14 protein-coding genes are annotated in these 14,305 nt (G+C 37.9%); 9 read left to right on the top strand and 5 right to left on the bottom strand.

Annotated elements, in window-relative coordinates; genetic code table 11:
* Positions 1-289: 289 nt before the first annotated feature.
* The 5 genes from AB3G38_RS11730 to AB3G38_RS11750 form a co-directional block, all read right to left on the bottom strand.
* A complete protein-coding gene (locus tag AB3G38_RS11730; protein ID WP_367868653.1) occupies positions 290-1,414 on the bottom strand; it encodes a serine hydrolase domain-containing protein in 1,125 nt (374 codons plus the stop codon).
* Positions 1,415-1,454: 40 nt separating this feature from the next.
* Positions 1,455-1,661, bottom strand: a complete 207-nt coding sequence (locus AB3G38_RS11735; RefSeq protein WP_367868654.1) for a helix-turn-helix domain-containing protein — start codon at positions 1,659-1,661, stop codon at positions 1,455-1,457.
* Positions 1,662-1,665: 4 nt separating this feature from the next.
* Complete coding sequence (locus AB3G38_RS11740) at positions 1,666-2,184, bottom strand: hypothetical protein (protein WP_367868655.1); 519 nt, start codon at positions 2,182-2,184, stop codon at positions 1,666-1,668.
* Positions 2,185-2,515: 331 nt separating this feature from the next.
* Positions 2,516-4,531, bottom strand: coding sequence for a BCCT family transporter (locus AB3G38_RS11745; protein WP_367868656.1), 2,016 nt, complete (start codon positions 4,529-4,531; stop codon positions 2,516-2,518).
* A gap of 156 nt (positions 4,532-4,687) precedes the next feature.
* Positions 4,688-5,923, bottom strand: a complete 1,236-nt coding sequence (locus AB3G38_RS11750; RefSeq protein WP_367868657.1) for an MFS transporter — start codon at positions 5,921-5,923, stop codon at positions 4,688-4,690.
* A 318-nt stretch (positions 5,924-6,241) separates the two neighbouring features.
* Between AB3G38_RS11750 and AB3G38_RS11755 the strand changes: the two genes are divergently transcribed.
* The 9 genes from AB3G38_RS11755 to AB3G38_RS11795 all read left to right on the top strand — a co-directional run bounded on the left by AB3G38_RS11755 (position 6,242) and on the right by AB3G38_RS11795 (position 14,291).
* Positions 6,242-7,159, top strand: a complete 918-nt coding sequence (locus AB3G38_RS11755) for a helix-turn-helix domain-containing protein (RefSeq protein ID WP_367868658.1) — start codon at positions 6,242-6,244, stop codon at positions 7,157-7,159.
* 104 nt (positions 7,160-7,263) lie between these two features.
* Complete coding sequence (locus tag AB3G38_RS11760; protein WP_367868659.1) at positions 7,264-8,127, top strand: SDR family NAD(P)-dependent oxidoreductase; 864 nt, start codon at positions 7,264-7,266, stop codon at positions 8,125-8,127.
* A 182-nt stretch (positions 8,128-8,309) separates the two neighbouring features.
* Entirely contained in the window at positions 8,310-9,062 is a 753-nt protein-coding gene (locus AB3G38_RS11765; RefSeq protein WP_367868660.1) for an SDR family oxidoreductase, read from the top strand.
* A 149-nt stretch (positions 9,063-9,211) separates the two neighbouring features.
* On the top strand, positions 9,212-9,499 hold the full coding sequence (locus AB3G38_RS11770) for a hypothetical protein (RefSeq protein ID WP_367868661.1): 288 nt from the start codon (positions 9,212-9,214) through the stop codon (positions 9,497-9,499).
* A gap of 122 nt (positions 9,500-9,621) precedes the next feature.
* Positions 9,622-11,199 (top strand): GMC family oxidoreductase, encoded by a 1,578-nt coding sequence (locus AB3G38_RS11775; protein WP_367868662.1) that lies wholly within the window; start codon positions 9,622-9,624, stop codon positions 11,197-11,199.
* A gap of 28 nt (positions 11,200-11,227) precedes the next feature.
* Positions 11,228-12,145, top strand: a complete 918-nt coding sequence (locus AB3G38_RS11780; RefSeq protein WP_367868663.1) for a helix-turn-helix transcriptional regulator — start codon at positions 11,228-11,230, stop codon at positions 12,143-12,145.
* A 233-nt stretch (positions 12,146-12,378) separates the two neighbouring features.
* The gene (locus AB3G38_RS11785) at positions 12,379-13,014 is read left to right on the top strand and encodes a DUF2652 domain-containing protein (RefSeq protein WP_367868664.1); all 636 of its coding nucleotides are present in this window, start codon (positions 12,379-12,381) and stop codon (positions 13,012-13,014) included.
* A 203-nt stretch (positions 13,015-13,217) separates the two neighbouring features.
* Positions 13,218-13,577 carry a hypothetical protein gene (locus AB3G38_RS11790; RefSeq protein ID WP_367868665.1) on the top strand — a complete coding sequence of 120 codons (360 nt, stop codon included), beginning with the start codon at positions 13,218-13,220 and terminating at the stop codon, positions 13,575-13,577.
* A 153-nt stretch (positions 13,578-13,730) separates the two neighbouring features.
* A complete protein-coding gene (locus tag AB3G38_RS11795; protein ID WP_367868666.1) occupies positions 13,731-14,291 on the top strand; it encodes a Crp/Fnr family transcriptional regulator in 561 nt (186 codons plus the stop codon).
* Positions 14,292-14,305 lie beyond the last annotated feature (14 nt).

Below are 14,305 nucleotides of genomic sequence, written 5' to 3' on the forward strand. Positions count from 1 at the left end.
CGAATAGTATTTTCGGTTATGGAATTTTGACCTTTAAAGCATTTATTAGAAAACGTTTACACAAAGCCTATGAAAAATTGTGTACTCAGCCCATTACTGGATAAAATTCAAAATTTCAATTTTGTTCATGCTGTTATTTGTTTTCACTGTCTCCGGCCAGGAGCCTCTTAGCTGGATTAATAAAAATGCGTATGAACTAAAATCAGATTCGGATTCTACTCACAACGACCTATCGTTTTTACTCCATGAATTAAGAGGTAAAAAGCATAGTTGGACTAGGTGAAGCTTCTCACGGGATCCGGGAAGGTAAAGCTACTGGCTGATCGTACAAAATGCTTCTGATAGCCTTGGTAGGTTCTTCGGCATCATAATGATTTTGCAAAACAATGATTGTCTTATCATTGTCGATATGCCTTTCTATATCACTTTTGTACCCTGGCCATCCTCCGCTGTGACGAACTAACTTTCCATAGTCCGCATGCTGCTCTATCTTCCATCCAAAGCCATATTTAGTAAGTGTCCCATTGCTCAGTCTGGCCGGAGAAAACATCATTTGAATACCGGATTTGGAGATTAACTTACCTGTATAAAGTGCACGGTCCCATTTTAGTAAATCAATCACCGTTGAGTTTACTGTGCCATCACCTACAACACCATCAAGCCAGTATACAACTTTTGCTTTTTCAATAGAATCCGGCAAAAGATATTTTGCAAGGTATTTAGAATAAATGTAGCCAAACGCATAGTTATTGATCTTTTGTGGATGCAGTCTTCTGTTATATACAAAGGTTCGCTGCATATCCAGAGGTTCAAAGATGTTCTTTTTAAGGAAATTAGCATAGCTTTCTCCCGATGCTATTTCGATGATGGAAGCCAGTATTGCATAACCTGTATTACTGTAGCTGAATTGCGTACCCGGGCTAAACTCAAGAGCTGGCTTAATCCTCGCAAAAATGTCTATGATATCATCATTGACAGCAATCTTATGTTTATCAAATACAGTATCCATAATGCTCAGGTAATCTGGCAAACCACCTGTATGATTCAAAAGGTTACGTATAGTTATCTTATCATAAAAAGAAAGCTTAGGAAGGTACCTGGACATCGGGTCATCCAATCGTAATTTACCTTGCTCCTTTAATATCATTATCGCCATAGCTGTAAATTGTTTGGAGCAGGAAGCCAATTCGAAAATAGTATTTTCATTCACCTTCTCGCCGGTTGATTCATTAGCTATCCCAAAGCTTTTCAGATAAGTGATTTTGCCTTTCTCGGCAACTAGTACATTACCGTTTAATTTACCTTTTCCATAAAGTAAACCAAGTAAGCTATCAATTTTATTTACTTTAGTTTGGGCAAAAGAAGCCCTGCCCAGTACAAAAAGTACCAGGATACTCAGAAATCTTAATGTCATCTTAGTTTATTTAAATAATCTATATAAGTACGTTCACGCGTTAATCCGGTATATGTTCCAATATATCACCAGGCTGGCAATCCAGTATTTTGCAGATAGCAGACAAGGTGTCAAACCTGATGCCTTTAGCTTTGCCGGTTTTAAGAATAGAAAAATTTGCAGCGGTAATGCCCAACTTCTCTGCCAGATCCTTACTCTGCATCTTACGCCTGGCCAGCATCACGTCAACATTAACAATAATTGGCATATATTTAAAAGATTAGATCTTGTTCGTCCTGAAGTTTTAGCCCTTGATTGAAAATAGCAGCCATAAAAAAAATAAAGATACCCAATAATAAATGCAGCCCTACTATATTCCAGGCATCAAACCTGGCTTCGCTTAACAGCTCCGTTAAAAATAGCATAACTACAGGAATTGTTAGATTGGACCAATAAAAAATACGCAAATGATTATAGCCTCTGAGTGTAAAAAGCCTTTTTTGTGTAAATGCCTCAAATACATAGCTTAACATTAGAAAGAAAAGTGCGTACAGTAGAAAAAGAGGCAGAAATTCGAGCCAGATATACATGGGGTTGTAAAAACCTAGTAAAAACGGGATATGTGTAAAAGGAAAATAAATGGTAAACTGCTGATCAGCATCATGCAAAAATACTGATCCGGGTCTGCCTTCAAGACTAACCAGGGCATAAATGAACGTGATGAAATAAAGAAAAGATAATAATCTGGACAGGTACAGTAAAATTTTAGCGGTAACTTTAACAGAATTCATATTGGTAATTTTAGGTACAACAAATATATTGATTAATTACTGTAAAACAATAATTAATCAATATAAAACAATAACAATTACCAAATGTAAGTTTCCAGGATGTAGCCAGTCCTTGGATTATTATAGTCAATTCTCAGATGTACAAATAGTAGCTGCCAGTTAAGGCTATTTGTAAGCTAAAACTATACTGTGCACACTGCGAACCTGTATCCATGAACAGGAATACTTTGAATTAACTGACGCTACCAAAAGAAGGACGACTATTGTTGTATCTAATCAAAGGAAGGGGAATGTGTATGAAATTGCATTTGCCATACGAGCAATTTTAAATTTAAGTAAGGTCTTTGAGGGTATTATCCAGGAACATTTCGTTCTTCACATCCGAAGACAGTTCAATAAATCTTTCATATTGTTTGAGCACATCAGCAATGATTTCCCGCTGACTAAAATATTCTATGTTGTATCCCGGACGATTATCACCAAAATAGGTAATAGGAATAAAGGTTGTATTTTTTTTGATCCCAGGAACGTTTATTTCATCCACCAGGAATTCAGATATTGCTTTTGAATGCGTTTTTACGCCGTATTTAAAATCTTCAATCACTTTATGTCTGATCGTTAATTCAATAGCGAACGGACGATCCAGAACATTTACCATGGCTACAATTTGCTTAGCCTTGAATTCTTTTGCAAGATCATCTAGTGCCGGCTGCACAGTCTGTGTGATAAAACTATTCACCGCATCTTTGTTTTTATAGGATAAGATGTGATTCAGGCGTTCCTTCCAGAATTCTCCCGACCAATTGCTTGCTGCAGGAGAATATCCTTTCCTGTAATAGTTGTAATCTATCCGCAGGCCAACCACCAGGCTATAGCAAAACAGGCAAATAATTAAAGAGAACGGTAAAGCAGTAATAAGCGTCATTGTCTGAAGAGCCTGCAGGCCGCCGGCATTAAGCAATACAAGAGATAAAAGGCCTAAAAGGACACCCCAAAATATCAACTGCCATTTGGGAGAATTTTTGGAATTGTTAGAGGCAATATTGTCCATTACAAAAATACCGGAATCCGCAGAGGTGATGAAGAATATAAAAATGATAAATATGGCAAGAAAACTGGTAACTGTAGAAAAGGGAAACTGATCCAGGAAAGCAAAAAGCAACTTGTCAGTGTCCCCTGCAATACCGCTCAGCACCCCGCCCCTGGCCCGGTCAATCCAGGTCGCACTATTGCCAAACACCGTCATCCAAAGAAGATTGAAGAAGGTAGGAATGATCAGCACTGTACCGATAAACTCCCGTATTGTCCGTCCCCTTGAAATTCTGGCAATGAAAAGCCCAACGTATGGAGACCATGAGATCCACCATGCCCAGTAGAGGATCGTCCAGTTGAAGAACCAGGGCTGGCTAGCCTCATCATAGGCGTGGGTATTGAATGTAAGTGTGAAAAATTGGCTTATGTAACTTCCTATGCCTTCTGAAAATGAGCCTAACAGAAAAACAGTAGGGCCAAGAATAAGAATAAAAATCATCAGCGTGACAGCTGCAATGATGTTGAGCTGACTTAAATATTTTACTCCTTTATTTACGCCTGATATTGCTGAAAGGACAGAAATCAGCATAATAATAAATATAATCCCTGCCTGATACCAAAATCCGGTATCGTTTAAAATGCCGACTTTAACAAGTCCGGCATTTAGTTGTACTACGCCAAAACCCAGAGTGGTCGTAATGCCAAAAAAAGTACTGCATAGCGCAAATGTATCTATCGCATCACCTGCCGGTCCATTAATTTTATTCTTCAATATTGGATAAATACAGCTGCGCAGGGATAAAGGCAATTTATAACGAAATGTAAAATAAGCCAGTGATAGGCCAACAATACCATAAATGGCCCAGGCATGAATTCCCCAGTGAAAGAATGTATAGAGCTGGGCATTTCTTGACCGCTGAACCTGATCCATACCAGAAAATATCTTTTCTGTATAGTGTGACATAGGTTCTGCCACTCCAAAATACATTAGTCCTATCCCCATTCCTGCAGCAAAAAGCATCGAAATCCATGAAAAAAAAGAATGTTCCGGCTCTTCATCATCATCCCCCAGACGTATAGATCCGTATTTGCTAAAAGCCAATACCAGTAGAAAAATCACAAAAATCGTCACAGACCAGACATATACCCAGTTCAAATCGACAAATATCCATTGTTTTACGGTTTCAAGTAAGGAGGCTGTTTGAACCGGAAAAAAACTAGATACCAAAGTAACTGAAAAAATAAAAATCAGACTAGGTATAACAATACCAGCTTTGAAAGTTGAATTTTTGAATATTTGTGGAATGAGACTCATGAAAGCGCTTTTATATAAGACAAAACTGAAGCTTATTTGTTTGAACGTATATTTTCAGTTCTTTAAAAATACTGATATACTTATGGATCAGCTACCATCCTGGTGTGTAAAATAAATCATGCTGCACCAGCTTTAGACCCTCATTTGTATCTGTAGCTAGTTAAACTCTTCTATATAATTGAGATCCTTGTGAAAGGAATCTTTCATTTTCATCAGCGCCAGGAAAGCGATCCCATAACTGATCAACACAAGAACTGAACCTGAAGAGACAATTGAGCCATTGAAATAAGTTTTAAACAGCTGGAAGAGTAAAGATAAAGGTATTACAGCACCACGCACAAAGTTAGGAACTGTCGTCGTAACAGTCGCCCTGATATTTGTACCGAACTGCTCGGTAGCTATGGTGATAAATATTACCCAATATCCCGTGGCAACGCCAACTGCACCGCATAACCAGTAAAAATGTGGTAAACTAAGACCATTTTGTGTAAGAAAGACAACCAGTGATAGCATTGAAAGTGCCAAAAACACATATACTGCTTTAATACGGCTTTGCAGCATCTGGCTCAGCAAACCACTGATCATATCACCAAATACAATTCCTGCAGAGTAACAGGCAACACTCGCTCCTGCATTGACCTCTCCCTGTACATTCAGCACCTTTCCAAACTCAGGAGATAGCGTCATAAAAATACCCGCAACTGTCCAGAACGGTAATCCGATTAAAATACATCTCAGGTATTTAAAAAAAGTCTTCCTGTTCCTGAACAAGGCAAAAAAATTGCCTCTGTTCAGTGCCTCCTTTGACTCTTTGAAAATCCCCGATTCTGCTACTCCGATACGCAGTAAAAGGATGATAAAACCAAGACATCCGCCAACAAAGAATGACGTGCGCCAATCAAAAAGATCGGCCACAAAGTATGCGGCCAGTGTTCCTAAAACTCCGGTAGCAGCTACAATGGTCGTGGCATATCCTCGTTTAGCTTTAGGCATCAGTTCTGCTACCAGCGTAATACCTGCGCCGAGCTCTCCCGCCAGCCCTATACCCGCGATGAAGCGGCATAAGCCATAAGTTGTGGTAGAATGTACAAATGCATTCATCATATTGGCTGCAGAATAGATAAATATGGAACCAAACAGTACATATAATCTGCCTTTCCTGTCGCCTAGCATTCCCCACAGTATTCCGCCCAGTAATAATCCTGCCATTTGGATATTCAGCAAAGAAATTCCACTTTCCGTTAGTTGGGCACCTTCCAGTCCGAAGGATTTTAAACTGTTCACACGTACGATACTGAAGAGGAGCAAATCATAAATATCTACGAAATTCCCTAAAGAGGCGACAATTATTGCTGCAACAAGTGCTTTTGTCAAGTATTTTTCCTGAGTCATGATTTTGTATCCGGGTATAAGTTTTTCACATTTGCTATTCACAGACTGATAACGAATAAGTTACGCTCAGACATACATTTCAGTGTTAACTCTGCTTTATCAATATATTAAAGATTCGTTTCACAAGCATGAGCATAAAAGATTAGGAGTCTTCTACGCTATCTGGATAAACTAGTATCGCTTGACCCGAAGATATATCTGATGACCAGGTTGATGTTCTCAACAAAATATTAATTAAAGTTTTTATACCAGGATTATATCTATTTTTATTCAATGAATGAAAAGGCAATTCTTCCTTCCATTAAAAGTAAAAATTCAATGAAAAAAATGAACTTGGATAAAGTTATTACCTATAATTCTATTTCTGAATTTCTAATATCATTGGGTAAACCTGCGGCGCAAGACAGTGACTTTTCGATCAGCAGGCTGGAGGGATATTTAAGTGATGAGCCAATGGAGTCAGAATCCTTTCGAACCAATTATTTAAATTTTCTCATGATTGTTGATGGGTCAGGAAATTACACTATTGACAATATATTTTTTGAGTTAAAGCCTTCTACTTTCTATTTTACAACCCCAGGGCATTTAAAATCATTTGTGATAGAAAAGCCATGGAAAGGCTTCATACTGTCTTTTACAGAAACCTTTATTAAAAAGTATTATACAGGAAACCTTTTTACAGAATTTCCATTTTTGGTTGCAGAGACTACCCCGCCTGTATATGTAAATCAAATATTGAAGGAAGATCTCCTTAAAAGATTTGAAACGTTGCTAGAGCATTATGAGACGGTAAGTCAGTTCAAAGATCAAATGCTTACCAATCTAATCATCACCTTTCTATATAAAGTAAAGGAGATTCTTATAACTGCGCCCAGTCTTGAAGGCAAACAATTCGGTTATTCTTCGCTGGTAATTAAATTTAGAAAGCACCTTGATGATCACTTCAGGGATGTACTAAGAGGTCAGGTAACCGCAATTTCTAATAGTAATCAGATTGCAAAAGCACTTTCTGTAAGTGCTGATTATATGGGTACTGTCGTAAAGAAAGAGACCGGTAAGACTGTAACAAACTGGATTACAGAGCGAACAATAACAGAAGCGCAGAGTCTGATTAAGAACACTTCTCTTTCCATCTCAGAAATTTCCTATATGCTAACCTTTCAAGATCCTACTAATTTCACTAAATACTTCAAAAAAAACACTGGATTTTCACCAAAGGAGTATCGAAACCAGTAATTTATACTTGGATTTACCATTTCTTCACTTGTTTTAACCTTTTTTGAGATCTCAAATACCTGCAAATTTGTCATAGTTAAATAAGAAAGTAAAACTAAAACGAAATGACAATAAAAAATTCAAAAGTATGGTTAGTGACCGGTGTGTCAACTGGCTTGGGTCGTGAAATCGCAAAGGTAGCAGCAGAAAATGGCAATATAGTTATTGGAACGCTCAGAAATGAGAATCAATTCTCAGAGTTTTATGATTTGGTTCCTGGAAAGACACATCCCATTAAAATGGATGTAACTAAAAGTTCTGACATTACGGCAGGAATTAATCAAATAATTTCAGAGTATGGACAAATAGATGTTTTAGTCAACAATGCAGGTTTTGGTCTGATTGGCGCTGCTGAAGAATTCTCTGAGGAGGAAGCAAGACAACAGTTTGACACTAATTTCTGGGGTGCTTTCAATACCACAACCAGCGTTCTTCCACAAATGAAATTGCAAAAGCAAGGGAAAATAATTCAGATCACAGCAATCGGCGGTTTTGCTCCTTTCCCGGGGATGAGTGTTTACGGGGCCAGTAAAAGTGCAGTTGAAGCATTTTCAGCCTCTCTTGCCCTGGAAGTTGCAGGTTTTGGTATTGGAGTGATGTCTGTTTTGCCTGGCCCAATGCGTACTAATTTTGCTGGTGGTTCATTAAAATCACCTGCAAAGGTATTACCTGAATATGAAGAAAGCGTTGGTGGGTTCAAAGACTTTCTTGCATCAATTAATGGAAAGCAGCCTTGGAGTCCTTATAAAACTGCGCAGGTCATATACGAAGCTTCTCAAAGCGACAATGCCCCAACAAGATTATTTATAGGTGACTTAGCCGTGGAAGGTGCAGGAAAAGTAATTGCAACACTATCATCTGACTTAAGCAACTGGAAAAAACAAGCGCTTTCTACCAAGTTTGATGACGCTCCCCTTACAACGCATTAATATTGCAACAACCTATCTGGCTGATAAGATAATCTAAATCTTTCTGTAACGATCTTTTACTGATCAACGCAAACCGCCGAAGGTGATATATCTACCAATTTCACATCAATAATCAATCTGCCTGAAATAGCGCAGCGCAAAAGAGCTGCACTATACTGGCTACACCATTAAATTATATTTCCATGAAAAAATCAGCAAATAAAGTCGCAATAATTACCGGCGGCAGCAAAGGTATCGGAAAAGCGATCGCAGAAAAATTAGCATCAGAAGGCATTAATGTAGTGCTGAATTACTCAAACGATACCCAGGCCGCCGAACTGGCGGTAGAAGATATAAAAATGCTTGGAGTGGATGCTATTGCGATAAAAGCAGATATCCAAAAAAAGAGTGATATCGAAAATTTGTTCAGTCAGGCACTTGAACATTTTGGTCGCATTGATATTGTGATCGCCAATGCCGGCATGGAGTTAGTAAACGTTCCTATGGTGGATTATACGGAAGAACAGTATGATAAATTATTTGGAATTAATACAAAAGGTACATTTTTCACCTTGCAACAGGCAGCTGCTCACATTAGTGATCATGGCCGGATAATCGTGATTTCATCCAGCACTACCGTTTTTGTAAATCCAGGTTTCGCACTGTACGGCGGCAGTAAAGTCGGACCGAAATACTTCGTAGAGGTTCTGGCAAAAGAACTGGGCCATCGTGGAGTAACAGTTAACAGCGTAATTCCCGGAGCAATAGATGAGGCGGGAATATTTGCCGAAATGCCAGCAGACAGTCCTTATAAAAAAGAGATCATAGACGCTACCCCTCTTGGAAGAATGGGCTTACCAAAGGATGTGGCAGATGTAGTATCTATGGTCATCAGTGAAAAAGCTTCATTCATCACGGGCCATCATTTTATAGCAAATGGCGGTGCAAAAATTTAATAAAAATCAACTCATTAGCAGATTTACCTGCTAATGAGTTTGTAGAAACATCTAAAAAAACACTCAAAAATAAAACTATGATAAATTTAATACTAACCATAACATTAATTGTTTTCGCATCCTTTATGGGTGTAAAACAAGGACTATTGATGATGGAACCAAAACATGAAGTTTTAGAAATGTTCGTCAAATGGGGTTTGGACAAAGCTGAAATGAATGCCCTTGGTATACTTACTTTAGTAAGCGGACTGCTTATAATGATCCCTAAAACCTTTTTTGCAGGCAATTTATTAATGGCTTCAGTGATATTGATTATCATCTGTTTCCAACTTCAACAGAGAGATCTCAAAGGATTTGCTATAGAGCTCCCGTTTTTCTTGTTAAACTTAGTGTTACTTTATCTGCAACATCCAATTAACGATCTTAGAAACAAGTAATTATCTATATAAATCTACTAATCTTGAATATCACTGGATCTTATTTCACAAATGATTTAATCCACTAAAAGGCTGATAAAGCTCAAGAAGAACCTCAGGATTATTGCAGCACCTTTAATATTATGATACATAAAAATTCAATACCCTCAAATCTTGTTCATCAGAGTGAAAGTTTAAATTCACTAACAGACCAGCATTATGATTTTATAATTTCAGGTGCCGGGTCGGCAGGTGCAGTACTTGCAGCCAGGCTCAGTGAAAACCCCTTACATAAGGTACTACTGATTGAGGCCGGTCCTATTTTTGAGCCTGACTCCTATCCAAAAGAATTAAGCAGCAGTAGCATAGTAGGTGCTAATGGAAATCCAGCGCTTGAATGGGGATACCAATCTGTCTCCGGTAACATTGGACATCCAATCCATGCGATAAGAGGAAAAGTAGTTGGAGGAAGTTCAACCCTTAATGGAGCAGTAAGCAGCCGGGCAACAGCAGCAGATTTTGAGCGATGGACAGCCTATGGCCTCCAGGGGTGGACACACGCTGACGTTCTTCCATTTTATAAAAAATTAGAACAGACTACAGCAGGTGCAGACGAGTGGCATGGACGTAACGGTATTTTCCCTATTCATCAGCTTAGTTTCGATGAAGTAAGTCCTCTGCAGCGTGCTTTCATTGAAGCATCCGAAAGCAATGGATTTGAAAGAATTGATGACTTCAATGCTGATAAGCAAAATGGAGCAGGTCCGTATCCAATGAATGTTTTAAACGGAGAGCGAATGAATACGGGTATGACTTACCTTAACGAAGGGGTAAGAAAAAGATCAAACTTAATCATAATTGCAGACACCCTGGTCAACAAAGTAGTGATTGAGAACGAGGAAGCTACAGGTGTCTTACTCGCGAACGGAACAATAATAAATGGAAAGCATATCATTCTTTCTTCAGGTACCTACGGCAGTGCTGCAACGCTTCTACGCTCAGGAATTGGTCCTTCAGCAGACTTAAAAAAGTTGAATATTCCTTTAGTCAAAAATCTCCCTGTTGGCAGCCAGCTATTTGATCATCCCTTTTACTATAATGCCTATGCTGTAGATCCAGGATTGGCCGGTGAACAAACACCAGTGATTGGTGCCCTTCTCTGGACAAAGTCAGCTAAAAGCACAGGAAATGAACTTGATATACACATTACCGCAACACATCTGCTGGATCCAAAATACAGCCCCACAGGCGTTGGTTTTGTATTGGCTGTCGCACTAACCAGGCCCTCTTCAATTGGTAAGGTTACATTAGCAAGCAGAAACCCAGAAGATGCTCCGGTCATTGATCTTAATTTTCTGGATTCAATTTCAGACCAGGAAAGGCTATTGGCCGGTGTTAAACTTGCAAGAGAGATTGGAAAAACTTCTCCTCTGAGCAGGTTTTTCACAGGGGAAATTATGCCTGGAATAGAAACTGATCAGGATGCTGAATTGATGCAGGCCATAATGGCTGCATTAGATACTTATCACCATCCCACTTCGACTGTTCCAATGGGTATTGCTGGTGATCCAAAGGCAGTTGTTAATGAAGCTGGACTGGTATATGGCATTCAAAATCTAAGGGTAGTTGATGCTTCAATTTTTCCTGATGTTCCTTCAACAGCCACTAATTTAACAGTAATTATGGCAGCAGAGAAAATAGCAAGCGAAATCCTATCCTAATCATTCCATTCTACTAATCTTACCTCTTATGAAAAGAATAAATTCAGATCAAATAACAACTTACAACTCCATTTCTGAATTTTTACTTTCATTGGGTAAGTTGGAAGTGCAGGAAAACGACTTCTCCATAAGTAGTCTTGACTGTTATCTTAGTGACGAACCAATGAAGTCAAATCCATTTCGTACCAATTTTTTCAACTTTCTAATGATTGTTGATGGCGCGGGCAGCTATACAATTGATAATGTATTATTTAAATTAATGCCTGCAAGTTTTTATTTTACAACCCCAGGGCATTTGAAATCTTTTATAATTGAAAAGCCATGGAAAGGTTTCATCCTATCTTTTACAGAAAAGTTTATTAAAGAATACTATTTAGGTAATCTATTTAAAGAATTTCCATTTTTAGTAGCAGAAACTACGCCACCTATATACTTAAATAAGGATATGGAAGCAGATGTGTCTAAAAGACTGGATACCCTGCTTGAACATTACCAAACGGAGAGCAAGTTTAAATATCAGATGATAACCAATATATTAATTGCTTTCCTTTATAAGGTAAAGGAAATGCTATTTGAAGCACCCAGATTAGAAGGACAGCAGTTTGGATACTCGATGTTGGTCGTCAGATTTAGAAAATATCTCGATGATCATTTTAGAGATGTAATTAGTGGCAAGGTGACAGAAATTTTTAATGGCAATCAAATTGCAAGTGCACTTGCTGTAAGCGCAGATCATTTAGGAAGTGAAGTGAAAAAAGAGACCGGTAGAACCTTAACAAAATGGATCACTGACAGAACAATTATGGAGGCACAATGTCTGCTTAAAAATTCGTCATTATCTATCTCAGAAATAGCTTATAAACTAACTTTTTCAGACCCCACCAATTTCACTAAGTATTTTAAGAAAAATACGGGTTTTTCACCTAAGCAATACCGGGATCAATAAGCATTACTCTGTTTCATAATCAGAAGAATACGTTCGTACAGATCGTCAAATAAACAAGTTATAAAAATCTGTTTATTTGGCTTTTTCGGTACAATTGATTCAGCAGCAATAATGCACCCATCTAAGCGAATACAATTTCTACATTCCTTAAATCACCATTTGTACCCCCCGATTAACCTTTTTTGAAGGTCTGGATATTAGCAAATTTGTCATAGTTATAATATTATATAGTTATGAAATCACCAGACTCAAGCTTGCTCCTTAAAAAGAGGATCATCAAAACTTCAATTAAGAAAGAAGCTACAAAGATGTCAAAAAGTACCATTGATCAACGAGGCACGATATGTATTGTGGACATCAGCGGATACACAACCTTTGTGAAGGAGACACAGAGCACTATCGGGCTCCTTAGCGTTTCGAAACTTTTACAAAAAATCATCACAGTCAATAATCCATTCTTTAATATCTCAGAAATAGAGGGGGATGCCATCCTTTTTTACCGTTATGGAGAACCATATCCAGTTGATGTCATCCTAAAGCAGTTTGAAGCTATACTTTTAGCATTTAACAAAATGATTACCAAATTAAAAGTATATGGTAACAACGTTACATCTTTATCCATTAAGTCTATTGTACACTATGGTGAAATAGCTGAGTTTACTATTGGCCGCTTTGAAAAGCTTTATGGCAAGCCTTTAATTGAGGCACACAGGCTATTAAAAAATTCAATTCATAGAGATACTTATTCGTTAATTACAGAGCAATATTTAGATACTTCGTCAAAAAATGCAGTTACAGCACTGCTTGGTATACAGCAATCTGAAAAATATGATGTAGGTGAACTTTGTTATACTTATTTTCCTTACTAGCCTGAATTAATCATCACTAAATCTGATCCGTAAAGAACACTATAGTCTCTAACTAGACTTCAGTTTTAAAGGAATGTTTTCACCTGGTTCACTTTCAAGCCTAAACTTTAAGCAATCGCAGTTTTTAACCTTTTTACCCCCGGTTTTGACCTTTTTCAGGTACGTGTTTAGCTGCAACTTTGTCTTAATTAAAAAACATAATAATGACGACTCAAATATTAAACACTATGCTGACGGTAGTAGCAGCCTGTTTGAATACAGAACAAGGCCTGATCATGCTAAATCCAAAACAAGAGCTTTTAGAAATAAACAACAAAGGCGGATTAGATAAACCAAGGCTGATCGTACTTGGAATAATAACATTTGTGAGCGGATTGCTATTCGTGCTGCCCGGAACTTTTGATGCAGGTGACTTCTTTATGTTTTCTGTATTTTTGATCGCGATGTGCTTCCAGCTTGAAACCAAAGATTTAAGCGGATTTGCCAGGGAACTCCCATTCATTGCCCTGAACCTTATGTTGCTCTATATGCAGTATCCTTTACAAGAGGTTAAGGAGCGCTAATATTCATATAGTACTTTAACTTACCATTTGTTCACTTGTTTTAACCTTTTTTCAGGCGCGAATAGCAGCAACTTTGCTATACTATAAAGGTATCATAAAATGAAAAAAGAAAAATGCATAAACAAGACTTTTACGCCGAACTTCGAGTTGTATTTGAAGACTAAATTAGGAATATCAGAAGACAACTTGCTCCGGCTTATTCCCTTATTAAATAAAGAAGTAATCCATAAAAATGATTTTCTTGTAAGGGAAGGTGACAATAGCCGATATGAGTTTTTTGTTGAACGCGGTTTACTGCGTTCTTATACTATTGACCAGGACGGTAAACATCACATCATACAATTCGCGCCGGAGAATTCGTTTATCAGCGATCGGAGCAATGTTTATCTTAATGAACCTTCCATGTTTTTTATAGAGGCTATAGAAGATAGTTATGTCATAAAGTTAGATCATAAATATAATCAATTCATAAAAGATATTTCCGCCAATAAGGAATATAATGAGATTATCCTCAACAAATATATTCGCAATTTAGAAGGCAGGGTAAATGGACTTCTTGCGGCCAAAGCCAAAGAGCGGTATCTTCAATTCATCAACCATTATTCTAAAATCTCCCTCCGGGTTCCGCAGTGGATGATTGCCTCTTACCTTGGTATTACACGCGAGACTTTAAGTAGAGTAAGGAAGGAACTTGCAACTAATAACTTTATTTAGTTGTGTTTACGTTT

It is taken from the genome of Pedobacter sp. WC2423 (assembly GCF_040822065.1).
Classification (GTDB): Bacteria; Bacteroidota; Bacteroidia; order Sphingobacteriales; family Sphingobacteriaceae; genus Pedobacter.